Source organism: Azospirillum sp. UENF 312511, assembly GCF_058780635.1.
The window spans coordinates 344,060-359,384 of the sequence record NZ_JBSNCG010000001.1; the positions used below are offsets into that span (position 1 = coordinate 344,060).

Annotated in this window: 14 protein-coding genes; 5 read left to right on the forward strand and 9 right to left on the reverse strand. The window is 70.3% G+C overall.

All coding sequences use genetic code 11. From position 1 onward, the window contains the following. Positions 1 to 4 precede the first annotated feature (4 nt). The 7 genes from ACWPN7_RS01585 to ACWPN7_RS01615 form a co-directional block, all read right to left on the reverse strand. Positions 5 to 2,080, reverse strand: coding sequence for an NAD(+) synthase (locus tag ACWPN7_RS01585; RefSeq protein ID WP_443623217.1), 2,076 nt, complete (start codon positions 2,078 to 2,080; stop codon positions 5 to 7). A gap of 186 nt (positions 2,081 to 2,266) precedes the next feature. Continuing rightward, complete coding sequence (locus ACWPN7_RS01590) at positions 2,267 to 3,961, reverse strand: methyl-accepting chemotaxis protein (protein WP_459197777.1); 1,695 nt, start codon at positions 3,959 to 3,961, stop codon at positions 2,267 to 2,269. Positions 3,962 to 3,989: 28 nt separating this feature from the next. Next, positions 3,990 to 4,988 carry an ornithine cyclodeaminase family protein gene (locus ACWPN7_RS01595; RefSeq protein WP_459197778.1) on the reverse strand — a complete coding sequence of 333 codons (999 nt, stop codon included), beginning with the start codon at positions 4,986 to 4,988 and terminating at the stop codon, positions 3,990 to 3,992. After that, positions 4,985 to 5,833: an alpha/beta hydrolase gene (locus ACWPN7_RS01600; RefSeq protein WP_459197779.1), complete on the reverse strand. Its 849-nt coding sequence runs from the start codon at positions 5,831 to 5,833 to the stop codon at positions 4,985 to 4,987. The genes ACWPN7_RS01595 and ACWPN7_RS01600 overlap by 4 nt, the downstream gene beginning before the upstream one ends. 35 nt (positions 5,834 to 5,868) lie before the next feature. Then, positions 5,869 to 6,639, reverse strand: a complete 771-nt coding sequence (locus tag ACWPN7_RS01605; protein ID WP_014197869.1) for an ABC transporter ATP-binding protein — start codon at positions 6,637 to 6,639, stop codon at positions 5,869 to 5,871. A 93-nt stretch (positions 6,640 to 6,732) separates the two neighbouring features. Further along, the gene (locus tag ACWPN7_RS01610) at positions 6,733 to 7,737 is read right to left on the reverse strand and encodes an ABC transporter substrate-binding protein (RefSeq protein WP_040134620.1); all 1,005 of its coding nucleotides are present in this window, start codon (positions 7,735 to 7,737) and stop codon (positions 6,733 to 6,735) included. A gap of 65 nt (positions 7,738 to 7,802) precedes the next feature. After that, entirely contained in the window at positions 7,803 to 8,624 is an 822-nt protein-coding gene (locus ACWPN7_RS01615; RefSeq protein WP_459197780.1) for an ABC transporter permease, read from the reverse strand. A gap of 157 nt (positions 8,625 to 8,781) precedes the next feature. Here ACWPN7_RS01615 and ACWPN7_RS01620 point away from each other — a divergent pair, with 157 nt between their 5' ends. Continuing rightward, the gene (locus ACWPN7_RS01620) at positions 8,782 to 9,456 is read left to right on the forward strand and encodes a GntR family transcriptional regulator (RefSeq protein ID WP_040134619.1); all 675 of its coding nucleotides are present in this window, start codon (positions 8,782 to 8,784) and stop codon (positions 9,454 to 9,456) included. Positions 9,457 to 9,476: 20 nt separating this feature from the next. Here ACWPN7_RS01620 and ACWPN7_RS01625 read toward each other — a convergent pair whose 3' ends face one another. After that, positions 9,477 to 9,665, reverse strand: coding sequence for a hypothetical protein (locus ACWPN7_RS01625; protein WP_014197865.1), 189 nt, complete (start codon positions 9,663 to 9,665; stop codon positions 9,477 to 9,479). Positions 9,666 to 9,764: 99 nt separating this feature from the next. On the opposite strand from ACWPN7_RS01625, the gene ACWPN7_RS01630 reads away from it, so the two are divergent. Beyond that, the gene (locus tag ACWPN7_RS01630; protein WP_456526299.1) at positions 9,765 to 10,244 is read left to right on the forward strand and encodes a VOC family protein; all 480 of its coding nucleotides are present in this window, start codon (positions 9,765 to 9,767) and stop codon (positions 10,242 to 10,244) included. A gap of 19 nt (positions 10,245 to 10,263) precedes the next feature. Here the strand turns inward: ACWPN7_RS01630 and ACWPN7_RS01635 are convergent, their stop codons facing one another. Continuing rightward, positions 10,264 to 11,682, reverse strand: a complete 1,419-nt coding sequence (locus ACWPN7_RS01635; protein WP_459197781.1) for an MFS transporter — start codon at positions 11,680 to 11,682, stop codon at positions 10,264 to 10,266. Positions 11,683 to 11,793: 111 nt separating this feature from the next. Between ACWPN7_RS01635 and ACWPN7_RS01640 the strand changes: the two genes are divergently transcribed. The 3 genes from ACWPN7_RS01640 (at position 11,794) to ACWPN7_RS01650 (ending at position 15,325) form a co-directional block, all read left to right on the forward strand. Further along, entirely contained in the window at positions 11,794 to 12,702 is a 909-nt protein-coding gene (locus ACWPN7_RS01640; protein WP_040134616.1) for a LysR family transcriptional regulator, read from the forward strand. Positions 12,703 to 12,795: 93 nt separating this feature from the next. Then, positions 12,796 to 14,367 (forward strand): ABC transporter substrate-binding protein, encoded by a 1,572-nt coding sequence (locus tag ACWPN7_RS01645; RefSeq protein WP_459197782.1) that lies wholly within the window; start codon positions 12,796 to 12,798, stop codon positions 14,365 to 14,367. 10 nt (positions 14,368 to 14,377) lie between these two features. Next, positions 14,378 to 15,325 carry an ABC transporter permease gene (locus ACWPN7_RS01650; protein WP_040134615.1) on the forward strand — a complete coding sequence of 316 codons (948 nt, stop codon included), beginning with the start codon at positions 14,378 to 14,380 and terminating at the stop codon, positions 15,323 to 15,325.

Below are 15,325 nucleotides of genomic sequence, written 5' to 3' on the forward strand. Positions count from 1 at the left end.
GCGGCTACTCCTTCGGCACCTCGCGCTCCAGCTCCTCCAGCCAGATGCGGGCGTTGCCGTCGGACGGGGCGCGCCAGTCGCCGCGCGGCGACAGCGAGCCGCCCGCGGTCACCTTCGGCCCGTTGGGCATGGCCGAGCGCTTGAACTGGCTGAAGCCGAAGAAGCGCTGGATGAAGACGCGCAGCCAGGAATGGATTTCGGCCAGCGTGTAGGCGCTGTGCTTCTCCACCGGATAGCCCGCCGGCCAGTCGCCGCGCGCCGGATCGGACCATGCGTGCAGGGCGAGAAAGGCAATCTTCGACGGGCGCAGGCCATAGCGCAGCGTGTGGAACAGGTGAAAGTCCTGAAGCTCGTAGGGGCCGACGACGGCCTCCGAACTCTGCAGGGCGCGGTCGCTGCCGGCGGGGACCAGTTCGGGCGAAATCTCGGTCGCCAGGATGTCGCCCAGCGTGCCCAAAACCTCGTCCGGAAACTGGCGGGAGCCGATCACCCAGCGGATCAGATGTTGGATCAGCGACTTCGGGACGCCCGAATTGACGTTGTAATGGGCCATCTGGTCGCCGACGCCGTAGGTGCACCAGCCCAGCGCCAGTTCGGACAGATCGCCGGTGCCCAGCACGATGCCGCCCCGCTGGTTGGCGAGGCGGAACAGGTAGTCGGTGCGCAGCCCCGCCTGGACGTTTTCGAAGGTCACGTCGTACACCGCCTCGCCACGGGCGAAGGGGTGGTCCATGTCCTTGAGCATCTGGTTGGCGGCGGGGCGGATGTCGAGTTCATGGTGCGACACGCCGAGCGCGCTCATCAGGCGAAGCGCGTTGCCCTTGGTCTTGTCGCTGGTGCCGAAGCCCGGCATCGTGAAGGCGAGGATGTCGGTGCGCGGCCGGTCGAGCAGGTCCATGGCGCGGGCGGCGACGATCAGGGCGTGGGTGGAATCCAGCCCGCCCGACACACCGATCACGATGCGCGGCATGCCCGTGGCCCGCAGCCGCTGGACCAGCCCGGCGACCTGGATGTTGTAGGCCTCGTAGCAGTCGAGTTCCAGACGCTCTTGCGCCGCCGGGACGAAGGGGAAGCGGGGCACGTTGCGGCGCAACCCCAGGTCCCCGCCGGGCGGATCGACGCGGAAGGAGACCTTGCGGAAAACCGTCCCGTGCGAGCGACGGTTGTCGTCGAAGGTGCCCATGCGCAGCCGTTCCTGGCGCAGCACGTCGAGGTCGACATCGGCGACGGCCATCTGGGCGCCCTTGGGAAAGCGCTCGGTCTCGACCAGCGTCTCGCCGTTCTCGAAGATCGACGCCTGCCCGTCCCAGGCCAGATCGGTGGTCGATTCCCCGGCCCCGGCGGAGGAATACAGATAGGCGGCGATGCAGCGCGCCGATTGCGACTTGCAGAGCAGGCGGCGGGTCTCCGCCTTGCCGATGGTGATGTTGCTGGCCGACAGGTTCGCCAGCACCGTCGCCCCGGCCAGCGCCGCCTCGGAGCTGGGCGGGACGGCGACCCAGAGATCCTCGCAGACCTCGGCATGGACCACCAGACCGTCCAGATCCTCTGCCGCGAACAGCAGGTCGGGGCCGAAGGGGGCGTTGAGAGCGCCGTCTTGGGCGCCGATGCGGATCGTCCCGCCCTCGGTGCCGGCGCCGGAGGCGAAATGGCGGCGCTCGTAGAATTCCCGGTAATTGGGAAGATGGACCTTGGGCACCACGCCCAGCAGCCGGCCGCGATGCACGGCGACCGCCGTGTTGTAGACGCGACCGGCGTGGCGCAGCGGCGCGCCGACGAGGATCAGCGGCATCAGGTCGCGCGACCGCTCCACCAGATGGGCGACGGCCTTCTCCACGGCGTCGAGCAGACAATCCTGAAGGAACAGGTCGTCAATGGCGTAGCCGGACAGCGCCAGCTCGGGGAACAGCGCGACGGCGACCCCCTGTTCGTCGCATTCCCGCACGCTGTCCAGCACCGCCGCGGCGTTCGCCATGGGGTCGGCGATCGTGCAGGGCGTGGTGCAGGCGGCGACCCGGGCCATCCCATGGCGGTAGAGTGATCCAAAGCTCATGGTCCGAGCCGCGCCGTCAACCGTCATCGTGATCCTCTCCCAACCGGTCCTGCGGTAATGCACGCAAGAGAGAAACCAGCGGAGGCCGCCGGTCGTCTCGCCCGCCGCATTCTGGCGGTTGCCGGCGCGGCGCTCAACCCATTGATCATGGCCCATTGATCATGGCCCATTGCTCAGGGCCGATTGGCTATGGCCGATGGATTGGGGAAGGGATCAGGCGGTCTTCACCTCGGCGATGAAGGCGTCGACGCTGCCCTTGAGGGCCACGGCGCGGCCGGCCACCTCGCGGGCGGATTGCAGGACCTGCGCCGATCCGGCGGCCGTCGATTCCGAGGCGACGCGCAGCGTGCCGATGGTCCCGGTCACCTCCGCCGTGCCCTGCGCCGCCTGGACGGCGTTGCGGCCGATCTCGGCGGTGGCCGCACCCTGCTGCTCGACCGCGGCGGCGACGGCGGTCGCCATCTCGTTCAGGCGGTAGATCACCGTGGCGATCGTCTGGATGGCCGACACCGCGCCGCCGATGGTCTCCTGCATGGAGCCGACCTGACCGCGGATCTCGTCGGTCGCCTGCGCCGTCTGGTTGGCGAGCTGCTTGACCTCGCTCGCCACCACGGCGAAGCCCTTGCCGGCCTCGCCAGCGCGGGCGGCCTCGATGGTCGCGTTGAGCGCCAGCAGGTTGGTCTGGCTGGCGATGCCCTGGATGAGGTCGATCACCTCGTTGATGCGCTGGCCGGACTCGGTCAGGGCGCCGACCCGCTCCTGGGCCTGCTGGGCCTGCCGCGTCGCCTCGTCGGCGAAGCCGCGCGCCTCGTTCATCTGGCGCGACACCTCCTGAACGGTGGAGGTCATCTCCTCCGTCGCGGCGGCGACCGTCTGGACGTTGGCGGCGGTCTGCTCGGCGGCGGCACCGACAACGGTCATGCGCTCCGACGCCTGCTCCGCCCCGGCGGACAGGGAGTTGGCGGTGGCCTCCAGCGCGGCGGCGGCGTCCTTCATGACGTGCAGGACCTCGCCGACCTCGCGGTCGAAGCGCAGGATCGTCGCGCCGACCGCCTCCGCGCGGTCGAGCTTGTGCCGGGCCTCGGCCTCCTGCTCCGCCTGGATGCGCTGGCGGTCGAGCGCGTTGTCCTTGAAGACGGCGAGCGCCCGCGCGATGTCGCCGACCTCGTCGCGGCGGTCGGCGCCGGTGATGACCACCGTCAGGTCGCCGCCCGACAGACGGCGCAGGCAGGACACCGCCTCCACGATGGGGGCGACGATGCCGCGCGCCGACAGCCAGCGCCCGATCAGCCCGCTGGCGAGGATACCGAGCAGGGCGACCGCGGCGATCAGCCACGTGGTCCGGTCGGCCAGCGCTTCCGCCTCCTCGGAGATCCGCGCCGTCTTGGCGACGGTGAGGCCGTTGTAGTCCTGGACGGCGCGGATCAGCGCCTCCACCTGTTCCTGGCTGCCGGAGACGTTGTTCAGCACCTCGCGCCGGGCGTAGGTGATGCCCATGTCCGCGTGCTTCTTCGCCGCCGCCACCGTGGCGTCCAGGCTGCTGACATAGGCGGCGTATTGCGTCTCGATGCCGTCCAGCAGCGGTCGCTGCTGCGTGTCGGCGGCGGAGCGGGCGTGCTCCAGATGGGCGCGGACCTCGGCCTTGCGGTCGGCGACCACCGCCTCGATGGTGGCGACACTGGCCGGGTTGGCGCCCATCTGGTACTCGGCGCGGCTCAGCTCGACCAGATAGCGGTTCAGCCGGGCGCCCTGCGTCGCCTCGCGCCCCGCCTCCTCGACCCGGTTCAGCTCCCCGCCGAGCGTGGCGAGGCCATAGCCGCTGACCAGGGCGGTGGACACCGAAACGGCGCCCAGCACCACGACGATGCCGAGAATCTTCCCGGCGATGCGCACATTCTTCAACTGCATGTCGGCCTCGGTCGCGCCCTCTTGCGGGTCAGCGCGCTAAATCGATGCGGTGGATGGGTAAGCCGGTGTCGGTTCCGGCGGCGGTGTCGGCGGCAGCGTTGGCGGCGCGGACGGCCCAGGCGGCGATCGCCAGATCCTGGATGCCCATGCCGGTGGAATCGAAGACGGTGATCTCGTCCGCGCTGGCGCGGCGGGGCGCCTTGCCCTCCAGCACGTCGCACAGCGTGCCGCGGATGGACTCGCGGGTCAGGCCGTGCGCCAGCGCGTGCTGGCATTCGCCGAGTGCCGAGGCCTGCGCCCAGTCGTCCACCCAGACGGCGGCGCCGAGCAGGATCGCCGGGTCCAGCTCCTGCTTGCCGGCGGTGTCGGCGCCCATGGCGCAGATGTGCGTGCCGGGGCGGACCCAGCCGGCCCTGACCACCGGCTCGCGCGCCGTGGTCAGGGTGATGAGCACGTCGGCGTTGCGCGCCGCGGTTTCGGCGTTCACGACCTCGACGGGCAGCGGCCCGGCGAAGGAGGCCGCCAGTTCCTCGGCCCGCGCGCGGTCGCGGTTGGCCACCAGGATGCGGTCGAAGCCGCGCACCAGAAGCGCCGCCTCCAGATGGTGCGCCGCCTGCCCGCCGGTGCCGATCAGGGCGAGCACCCGCGCGTCGGGCCGGGCCAGTTCGCGGATGCCGATGGCGCAGGCGGCGGCGGTGCGCAGCCCGGTCAGGTGGTTGGAACTGACCAGCGCCGTCGGGCAGCCGGTCTCCGGGTCGGTCAGCACGGTTGTGGACTGGTGGTTGGTCAGGCCGCGGGCGCGGTTGCCCGTCCAGTAGCCGCCGATCTTCAGCCCGAGCAGCCCAATGGCGAGGTCGCCGCCGGCCTTGATGCCGTAGACGTCCGGCCCCGGCAGCAGCCGTTCGCGGACCACCGGGAAGTTGCGCGCCTGCCCGCGGGAGACCTCGCGGAAGGCCATGTCCATGGCGTCGATGGCGTCGGCGGGGGACACCAGACGGCGGGCGGCGGTTTCATCGATGACGATCATTCTTTTACTCCCGCGGCGTCGAGCACCAGCCGGGACAGCGCGTCGTCCGGCGTTTCCATCCGTGCCATGATCGAGAAGTGATCCTCCCCGGCCAGCGTGTGATAGGTGCAGCGTGAGCCGCGGCACTGGCACAGCGTGGCGAAGTCGCGCGACTGGGCGATCCAGGCGGGCGTCTCCGCCGAGCCGACGACGACCGTCAGGGCCGTGGCGCTGGAGGGCGGGTGGCGCATCGGGCTGACCCCGTCGACCATCTCCGGGCGCAGCCCGATGGTCTCGTTGACGGTGATGTCCAGCACCGGCGCCAGCTCGTAGATGCCGCTGATCAGGACGGCGGCCTTGACGACGCCATCCTCCAGCCGGTCCGCCCCGGCGTCGTCGGCCAGCGCCATGGCGATCAGATGAGCCCCGGCGGAATGGCCCGACACGGTGAGGCGGTCGGGATCGCCGCCCAGCGAGGCGGCGTTGCGGTGGATCCAGCGCAGCCCCTCGCGGGTGCGCCGCGCGATCTCCGGCAGGGTTGCCGCCGGGCACAGGTCGTAGTTCATGACCACGGTCGTGACGCCGCGCGGCACCAGCGCGTCGGCGACGTAGCTGTAGTCGGCCTTGTCCCGCCCGCGCCAGTAGCCGCCGTGCAGGAAGACGTGCAGCGGGGCGCCGGGTGTGGCCGCCGGAAACACGTCGAGCATGGACAACGGACTGTCGCCATAGGCGATGTCGTAACGTCCGGCGTTCCGTTCCCGAGCAGCGCGGCTCAGCTCGGCGGCGCGCTCGGCGTGGCGCGCGAAATCGGGAACGGAATGGCGGGGGTTGTACTGCCACTCGTGATCGTCAGGGACGACTGACACGATGGGACCTCCTGGGTTCCGGAGAAGGGGGGCGCTCAGACCAGATCCATCAGCTGGGTCCACAGCTGGTGCCGCTTGGCGACGTATTCCGGCGTGTCGCGCAGCGCCTCGCCCAGGCTGGCGCGCGGGCGCGGGATGTCGATGGGCACGATCTCGCGGATGCGGCCGGGGCGGGGCGACATGACCACCACCCGGTCGGCGAGGCAGACGGCCTCGTCCACGCTGTGGGTGACGAAGAGGATTGTCTTGCCCATGCGCTCGGTCAGGCCGAGCATCTCGTTCTGCAAAATCTCCCGGGTCAGCGCGTCGAGCGCGCCGAACGGCTCGTCGAGCAGCATGATCTCCGGCTCGATCGCCAGGGCGCGGGCGATGCCGACGCGCTGCTGCATGCCGCCGGACAGCTGGTGCGGGAAACGGTCGCCAAAGCCCTTCAGCCCGACGGTGGCGAGCACGCGCTCCGTCGTCTCGCCGTGGCGGGCGGCGGGAATGCCCTTGGCCTCCAGCGCGAAGCCGATGTTCTGGGCGGCGGTCAGCCAGGGCAGCAGGCCGTATTGCTGGAAGACGAAGCCGCGGTCGTGGCCGGGGCCGGTGACCGGCTTGCCGTCGATGCGGATCTCGCCGCTGGTCGCCGTCTCCAGCCCCTGGATGATGCGCAGCAGCGTGGTCTTGCCGCAGCCGCTGGGCCCGACGAAGGCGATGAACTCACCCTCCTCCACGTCCAGGTCGACGCCGTCGAGCGCCGTCATCGACGGCCCTCCGGACACCGGGAAACGCTTGGTCAGGTTGCGGACGGACAGCTTGGGCATGGGACGGCACCGGGTCTTGAAGCGGGACGGCGGGCGGAATGGGGCAAAGCGGGGGAGGGGGCCGGCGGTGCGACGCCGGCCCCGACGGGAGGATTACGGCTGCTTGTAGGTGCCGATCTCCGCCAGCACCTCCTGGACGATGCTGGTGTCCAGCACCTTCTCGGCCGGGTGGACGGCCTTCTGCAGGCCGCCTTCGACGTTCAGCTCCTGCATGTACTTGGCCTGATCGGCGGTGACGGTGCCGTTCGGGTTCCAGATGCCGCCGATCTTGTAGAACTCGTAGAATTCGGCGAGCTGCTCGTCGTTGTAGTCGAAGTGCTTCTTCGCGACGTCCAGCGCGCCCTTCTCGTTGTCGAAGATCCAGCGGGTCGCCTCCAGCTCCGCCTTGACGAAGCGCTTCAGGACGTCGCGCTTCTTGGCGATAGTCTGGTCGTTCACGTCCCAGGGGGTCATCACGTAATTGGGCAGCTTCTTGGAGACGACGAACAGCACCTTGGCGTTCTTGTCGTGCGCGGCCTTCGGGTCGTAGTTGGAGACGGTCGCGTCGATGGTGCCGGTCAGGATGCCGTTGATGCGGGCCGAGGAGCCCTTCAGCGAGACCCACTGGACCGACTTGATCTGGTCCTCGCTCATGCCGGCCTGGCGCATCAGGGCGGTGATGACGACGTGCGGCAGCGAGCCGGGGGAGGAGATGCCGACCTTCTTGCCCGGCAGGTCGGTGACGTCCTTCACGCCCGACGCGGCGTTGGCGTAGAAGGCGTAGTGCAGGCCGGTGTGGACGCCGCCGATGGTCTTCAGCGTGCCGCCCTTGTCGGCCGCCGCCAGCGTCTCCGACATGCCGGCTTGGCTGATGTCCAGCTCCCCGGCGATCAGGGAGCGCACGGGGATGGAGCTGTCGGCGATGTGCACCAGCTCCACCGTCAGGCCGTTCTTCTCGTAGAAGCCCTGGTCCTGCGCGACGAACTCGACGAGGTTCAGGAACATCTTGGCCGGCATGCCGATCTTCAGCGCGTCGGCGGCGAGCGCGGCGGTGCTCATCGCCACGGAGAAGGCACCCGCCAGCAGGGCGGCCTTCAGCGAACGGGACATCATGCTCATGATCCCTCTTCCTTCCTCAATCCGGTGTGGTGTGGGGCGCGTGTGGTGCGGGGGAGGCGGGCCGGTCAGCGGCGGCGCCAGCGGCCGAAGCGCTCTTCGACCTTTTGAACGAGAACCGTCAGCGCGTTGGCGAGCAGGGCCACCACCAGGACCGGGGCGAAGGCCTTGGCCGTCTCGAACGCGTTGGTGTAGTTGATGATCAGGCCGCCGAGGCCGGAGATGGAGGTCAGGAACTCCGCCACGATCATCGCGATGATGCCGCGGCCGAGCGCGATGCGCAGGCCGCTCGCCACGTAGGGCAGGGCGTAGGGCGCGATGATCTGGCGGTAGACCATGAACCGCGAGGCCATGAAGGCCTTGCCGATGTCCAGATAGTGCCGGTCGACGTTCTTCACGCCGGTGACCGTGTTGATGATCACCGGGAAGACCGCGAACAGGATGATGATGGTGATCTTGGCCAGGAAGCCGATGCCCACCCACAGCATCAGGATGGGGATCAGCGCGACCAGCGGCATGGCGTAGAGCGCGTTGATGTAGGGATCGAGGATCACCTCCACCGTGCGGTTCGTGCCCATCGCGAAGCCGACCACGATGCCGATGATGGAGGCGATGACGAAGCCCAGGACGAAGGTCGACATGCTGTCCAGCGTCGCCGAGAGCAGCTCGCCGTTCAGCAGCAGTTCCCAGGTCGCCATGGCGATGTCGCTGGGCACCGCGACCAGCAGCTTGTTCGCGTCGCGCGCCGCGAATTCCCAGACGGCGAGCAGCAGAACCAGCGTGCCGAGTTGCAGCAGCCGCTCGCGGCGCCTCTGCCGGTTGGGGTCGGACGCGGCCTCAGGCTCGCCGGCGCTTTTTGAAACGGCGCTCGCTTGTGCACTCCGCTGCACGCCTGCCTCCTGTGTGCGAGGTGATGGTATGGTGTGGTGGGTGTGGCGTTTGGCCCTCTGGGCCGCCGCCTTGGATCGTCGTTGATACGTATGCTAATCGAAGGTGGTAGTGTGGCGCAAGCAGATCGTCATACTGTCTGACAAGAAGAGAAATTTTATGTCAAATTTGCCGATAAATATTGTCCGCGTCGCCGCTCCCCTGCGCCAGCAGGTGATCGACTTGTTGCGCGCGGCCATCGCCGACGGGCGCTATTCGCCCGGCGACCGGCTGGTCGAGCGCGAACTGTGCGAGACGTTGCAGGTCAGCCGCCCGATCCTGCGGGAGGCGCTGCGCCAGCTTGAGGCGGAGGGGCTGGTCCACAACGTGCCCCAGCGCGGACTGGAGGTGGTGACCCTGACGGCGGAGGATGTCCGGCAAATTTATCAGGTGCGCGGGGCGCTGGAGAGCCTGGCGGCGGCGGAATTCATCGCCCAGGCCAGCCCGGAGCAGTGGGCGGTCCTGACCGACGCCATGGCGGCCTTCGAGGCGGCGGCGGCGGAAGGCGTGCCGTCGCGCATCCGCACGGCGAAAACGATGTTCTACGACACGCTGATCGCCGGCTGCGGCAACCCGACGATGGCGCAGATCCTCAAGGCGCTGCACAACCGCATCCAGCTGCTGCGCGGGGTGTCGCTGGCCGAGCCGGGGCGGCTGCCCAACACGATCCGCGAAATCCGCGAGATCTTCGAGGCGATGACCGCCCGCGACACGGTGCGCACGCGCCAACTCTACGACGAGCACATCGCCAGCGCCGCCCGCGTGACCATGCAGGCTTTAGCCGCCGGACGATAATGCCTGGGCGATAAGGGCGGTCAGGCGCCGCCGATGCCCTCGGTGAAGGTCTCGCCGGTCCTGGGATCGATGTCCTCGCCGGTTCCCGGCGTGCCGGGCGCGGCCTCGTCCCGATCATTGGGGCGGTCGCTGGCCGGCTTTTGGCTGTCGGGATCGTAGCTGCGCGGGGGATGGACGGCGGTGTCGTCCGGCTTCTTCGGGTCGCTCATGGGCCACCTCTGCGAAAGGGATTGCAACCTTCCCGTCAACAAGGGCGGGGGCGTATCCTCACGCGCATCGGCAACGCACCGACAGGGAAGGGACACGCCATGACGACCGCCAAAAACACCATTTGCCTCTGGTACGACAAGGATGCGGAGGCCGCGGCCCGCTTCTACGCCACGGTCTTTCCCGACAGTTCGGTGGGGGCCGTTCACCACGCGCCCGCCGACTACCCGTCCGGCAAGGCGGGCGACGTGCTGACGGTTCAGTTCACGGTGGCCGGCATTCCCTGCCTCGGCCTCAACGGTGGGCCGACGTTCCAGCACAACGAGGCCTTCTCGTTCCAGATCGCCACGGACGATCAGGAGGAGACCGACCGCTATTGGAACGCCATCGTCGGCAACGGCGGGCAGGAAAGCGCCTGCGGCTGGTGCAAGGACCGCTGGGGCGTCTCCTGGCAGATCACGCCGCGCGTGCTGACCGAGGCGCTGGCGGCCGGCGGCGACGAAGCCGGGCGCGCCTTCGCGGCGATGATGGGCATGACGAAGATCGACGTCGCCGCGATCGAGGCCGCGCGGCGCGGCTGACGATCCCTGGAAGGCGGGCTCACCGGCCGGGGGCCGGCGCCTCCACAGCCTCCACCGCGCCGCGCGCGGGAACGCGCAGCAAACTGGTCAGGCCGCCCGCCAGGGTGAGGACGGCGGCCACGGCGAGGCCGAGGCGCGGCGCCGTCTCCGGACCGGACAGCAGCGAGAACAGCACGGTCATGAGCACCGCGCCGGCGGTCTGCCCGACCAGACGCGCGGTGCCCTGCATCCCTCCGGCGGCGCCGCTGCGCGTCTTGGGCACGGTCAGCAGCATGTTGCGGTTGTTGGGCGTCTGGAACAGCCCGAAGCCGAAACCGCACATCACCATGAAGACCAGCAGCGGCCGCGCGTCCTCCCCGAGCGGCCAGACCGCCGCCAGGGCGAGACCGGCGGCGAGGAGCAGGCCGCCCACGGCGCACAGCCAGCCCGTGCCGACGCGGTCGGACAGCCGGCCGGCGATGGGTGCGGCGACGGCGGTCGCCAGTGGCCACGGCACCAGGAACAGCCCCGCCGTGACGATGCCCTGGCCGAGCCCGTGCTGCAGGTAGAAGGGCAGGGCCACGGCGGCGGCCATCTGGCCGGTGAAGCAGAGGACGGAGGCGACCACCGACAGTCGGAAGGAGCGCACCCGCAACAGATCGAGCGGCACCAGCGGAGCCTCGCGGTCCTTTTCGCGCCGGACCAGTCCGGCAAGGCAGAGCGCGGCGGCCAGCAGCAGCGCGCCGCCGCGCAGGGGCTGCGCCGCAACGATCTCGGCCCCCATCACCAGGGCGGCGAAGAATCCGGCGTTGAGGGCGACGCTGGCGGGATCGAGGCGGCGCTTGCTTCCCGCGACGGCGGGCAGCGCGCGGGCGGTCGCCAGAACCACGATCCCGACCGGGATGTTGACCGCGAACAGGAACGGCCAGGGGGCGACCGCGAGGATGCCCGCACCGATCGTCGGTCCCGCCGCCGAGGCGAGCGCGATGGCCAGGGCGTTCCAGCCGATGGCGGCGCCGAGCAGCCGCTGCGGATAGACGAAGCGCAGCAGCGCGACGCCCAGCGCCATCACCGCCGCCCCGCCGAGCCCCTGCACGAAGCGCGCGGCGATCAGCCAGGGCAGCGTCGGCGCCAGGGCACAGCCGGCGGAGGCCGCGGTGAACAGCAGCACCCCGCCGGTGAACACCCGGCGGTGCCCGAGACTCTCGCCGAGGGCGCCGACGGGCAGGAGCGCGATCACCAGGGCCAGCTGGTAGGCTGTGATGATCCAGACGGTGTCGGCGGGCGGAACCCCGAGGGTGCCGGCGACGGTCGGCAAGGCGATGTTGGCGATGGCGCCGTCGAGCACAACGAGCACGATCGCGGCGATGACGGACGCGGCGGCCACGGCGCGGCGGGGCATGGGCAGCCCGTCGGGATGCGGGGAATCCGGCGTTCGGGCGAGGGTGGAACGGGGCATCGGCGTCTCCAACAGGGGTTGGATCAATGTCGCTCTCCGCTTGGCATGGCGGAAGACGCCGCCTGTGCAGGTTATTCCTGCATGGGGCGCCATGTGTTAACTTCGGGCTCCATGGCCGATCCCGATCTCAACCTGCTCATTGCCCTCGACGCGCTGTTGTCGGAGGGCAGCGTCGTCAAGGCGGCGCGGCGGCTCGGCCTCAGCGAGTCCGCGATGAGCCGCACCCTGGCGCGCCTGCGCGAAGTCACCGGGGACCCTCTGCTCGTCCGGGCCGGGCGCGGCCTCGTCCCGACGCCGCGGGCCATCCAGTTGCGGGAGCGGGTGCCCGGCCTCGCCGAGGAGGTCCGCGCGGTGCTGCGCCCGGCGGAGGCCATCGACATCGCCCGGCTGGAGCGCGGCTTCACCCTGCGCGCCAGCGAGAGCTTTATCGAGGTCTACGCCGCCCGGCTAGTCGGCCGCGTCGCCGCCGAAGCCCCCGGCGTCCTGCTGCGCTTCGCGCCGCGGGGCAACCGCGACGCGCAGGCGTTGCGCGACGGTCTGATCGACCTCGACATCGGGGTGCATTCGGAAACCACGCCGGAGCTGAAGGTGCAGAGCCTGCTCCGCGACCGGCTGGTCGCCGCCGTGCGGGAGGGCCATCCTCTGACCCGGCGGGCGACGGTGACGCCGGAACAGTACGCCGCCTGCGGCCATGTGCTGACCTCGCGCCGCGGGTTGGTGCGGGACCGGGTGGACGAGGCGCTGGCCGCCCTGGGCCTCGTGCGCAAGGTGGTGGCGGTGGTGCCGAGCTTCCCGGCGGCCCTGGCGATCGTCCGCGCCTCCGACCTGACCGCGCTGGTGTCCGAACGCCAGCTCGCCGCCGGGGTGGCCGGGGTGCGCACCCTGCCGCTTCCCGCCGGTCTGGCGACCGTCTTGGACGAGGTCGTGGTGACGCAGATGTGGCACCCCCGGCAGGACGCCGACCCGGCCCACCGCTGGCTGCGCGGGCGGATTCTCGCGGCCTGCCGCGAGCCGGATTGACCCGCAACGCACGCTTGGCGGAGCGGAAGCGGCGCAACAACCTCCCCCTCCCGGCATTGATAAGGTCGGATCGACTTCGACGGCTGGGACGCAATGACCGGATTCCGACGTGCGCTCGCGGGCTTGCTCCTCGGCGCCCTTCTCGCCCTGCCGGGCGCGCCGCTCCGGGCGGCGCCGGTGCCGAAGGACGTGCTGGTCGTCGGCCAGATCGCCGAACCGGCGTCGCTGGACCCGGCGGTCAGCACCGCCACCAACGATTTCCGCATCCTGGTCAACCTGTATGAGGGGCTGGTCCGCTACCGGCCCGGAACCCTGGACGTCGAGCCCGCGCTGGCCGAGCGGTGGACCGTCTCCGACGACGGCCTGACCTACCGCTTCACGCTGCGGCCGGGCGTCACCTTCCACGACGGCACGCCCTGCGACGCCCAGGCGGTGAAGTTCAACTTCGACCGCATGCTGGACAGGACGCATCCCGCCGCCGACACCGGCCCCTTCCCGCTGGCCTTCTTCTTCGCGGCCATCGACCGGGTCGAGGCGCCGGACCCGTTCACCGTCCGCATCACGCTGAAGGAGCCCTTCGCGCCCTTCCTCTCGAACCTCGCCTACCCGACCGGCCTGATCGTCTCGCCCGCCGCCGTGATGAGGGAAGGCCGGGAGTTCGGCCGGCGGCCGGTCGGCACCGGCCCCTTCCGCTTCGTCGACTGGCAGGGCAGCCGGCGCCTGACCATCGAGCGCAACCCGGACTACTGGGGCACGCCGGCCAAGCTGCGCACGATTATCTTCCGCCCGGTGAGCGACCCGAACACCCGCGCGATGGAGATGCTGGCCGGCGGTCTGGACGTGATGGTGGAGGTGCCGGCGGACGCGCTGTCCCAGTTCCGGGACGGCGACGGCTTCCGGGTGCACGAGCAGGCCGGCCCGCATCTCTGGTTCCTGATCCTGAACACCCGACACGGGCCGCTGAAGGACCGGCGCGTCCGGCAGGCGGTGAATTACGCCATCGACAAGGGGGCCATCGCCGACAGCATTTTGCAGGGCACGGCGATCCCGGCCCGCGGCCCCACCGCGCCCGCCTTCGACTGGGCCACCGACCCCGCGGTCACGGGCTATCCCTACGACCCGGATAAGGCGCGGGCGCTGCTGAGGGAGGCCGGGGCGGAGGGAGCGAAGCTCACCTTCTATGTCGCGGAGGGCGGGTCCGGCATGCTCGATCCCGTCGCCATGGGGACGGCGATCCAGGCGAACCTCGCCGCCGTGGGGCTGTCGGTCACCATCGAAACCTACGAGTGGAACAGCTTCCTGGCGCGGGTGAACGGCGGGCTGGGCGAGGCGGCGGACATGGCCGAGATGGCCTGGATGACCAACGATCCCGACACTCTGCCGTACCTGACCCTGCGGTCCGGCGCCCTGCCGGAGGCGGGCGGATTCAACTCCGGCTACTACGCGAATCCGGACCTCGATCGGCTGCTCGAACGGGCGCGGCGCAGCGGCGACCGGGCCGAGCGGGGCGCGCTCTACCGACAGGCCGAGCGGATCATCGTGGACGACGCGCCCTGGGCCTTCGTGGCGCACTGGAAGCAGAACGCCGTCACCACCGCGGCGGTGCGCGGCTTCGCGCTGGAGCCGTCCTTCTTCCTGCTGCTCGACCGCGTGTCGAAGGACTGAGGGGGCGCCCGTGGGGTCTTACATCCTCGGCCGCCTCGCGGCGCTCGTCCCCGTGCTGTTCGGGCTCAGCGTGATCGTCTTCCTGATCATGGCGCTGATTCCCGGCGACCCGGCGACCGCGATCCTTGGCCCCTACGCGACGCCGGAGAACGTGGCGCGGCTCCGTCAGGACCTCGGTCTCGACCACAGCCTGCCGGTGCGCTACGCGACGTGGCTGGGCAACGTGATGACGGGCGATCTCGGCCGTTCCTCCAGCCTCAACCGGCCGGTCCTCGACGAGGTGACGGAGCGCTTCGCCGCCACGCTGGTGCTGGCCGGTGCCGCGCTGGTGCTGGCGTCGGTGCTCGGGCTGCTGGCCGGCATCCTGTCCGCGGTGCGGCAGTTCGGCCTCGCCGACAAGCTGGTGACTCTGGCCGTGCTGGTGGGGATCTCCATGCCGACCTTCTGGCTCGGCCTGCTGCTGATCCTGGTCTTCGCCGTCCGCTGGCAGCTTCTGCCGGTGAGCGGCATGCTCTCCATCTACGGCGGCGGCGACCTGCCGGACCTGCTCTTGCATCTGGCGCTGCCCGCCGCGACGCTGGCCATCGTCGCCGCCGGGGTGATCGCCCGGCTGACGCGCTCGGCCATGCTGGAGGTGTTGCGCCAGGACTTCGTCCGCACCGCCCGCGCCAAGGGGCTGACGGAGCGTCGCGTGGTGTTCGGTCACGCGCTGCGGGCCGCCATGGTGACGGTGATCCCGGTGATCGGCATCCAGGCCGGCTTCGTCCTGGGCGGGGCGGTCTACATCGAGACGGTGTTCCAGTGGCCGGGCATCGGCCGCATGCTGGTCAACGCCATCGCGACGCGCGACGTGCTGCTGGTCCAGGGCGGCGTTCTGGTGGTCGCGGCCAGCTACGTGCTGTTCAACCTGCTGGCCGACATCCTGCAACGCCTGCTCGACCCAAGGATCGCGCCATGA

What these genes read in the sequence shown, in the direction of transcription:
- ACWPN7_RS01635 (WP_459197781.1), bottom strand. Translation starts at nt 11,682, where the DNA reads ATGCCCCGTTCCACCCTCGCCCGAACGCCGGATTCCCCGCATCCCGAC.
- ACWPN7_RS01625 (WP_014197865.1), bottom strand. Translation starts at nt 9,665, where the DNA reads ATGAGCGACCCGAAGAAGCCGGACGACACCGCCGTCCATCCCCCGCGC.
- ACWPN7_RS01610 (WP_040134620.1), bottom strand. Translation starts at nt 7,737, where the DNA reads ATGAGCATGATGTCCCGTTCGCTGAAGGCCGCCCTGCTGGCGGGTGCC.
- ACWPN7_RS01585 (WP_443623217.1), bottom strand. Translation starts at nt 2,080, where the DNA reads ATGACGGTTGACGGCGCGGCTCGGACCATGAGCTTTGGATCACTCTAC.
- ACWPN7_RS01645 (WP_459197782.1), top strand. Translation starts at nt 12,796, where the DNA reads ATGACCGGATTCCGACGTGCGCTCGCGGGCTTGCTCCTCGGCGCCCTT.
- ACWPN7_RS01605 (WP_014197869.1), bottom strand. Translation starts at nt 6,639, where the DNA reads ATGCCCAAGCTGTCCGTCCGCAACCTGACCAAGCGTTTCCCGGTGTCC.
- ACWPN7_RS01630 (WP_456526299.1), top strand. Translation starts at nt 9,765, where the DNA reads ATGACGACCGCCAAAAACACCATTTGCCTCTGGTACGACAAGGATGCG.
- ACWPN7_RS01590 (WP_459197777.1), bottom strand. Translation starts at nt 3,961, where the DNA reads ATGCAGTTGAAGAATGTGCGCATCGCCGGGAAGATTCTCGGCATCGTC.
- ACWPN7_RS01620 (WP_040134619.1), top strand. Translation starts at nt 8,782, where the DNA reads ATGTCAAATTTGCCGATAAATATTGTCCGCGTCGCCGCTCCCCTGCGC.
- ACWPN7_RS01595 (WP_459197778.1), bottom strand. Translation starts at nt 4,988, where the DNA reads ATGATCGTCATCGATGAAACCGCCGCCCGCCGTCTGGTGTCCCCCGCC.
- ACWPN7_RS01640 (WP_040134616.1), top strand. Translation starts at nt 11,794, where the DNA reads ATGGCCGATCCCGATCTCAACCTGCTCATTGCCCTCGACGCGCTGTTG.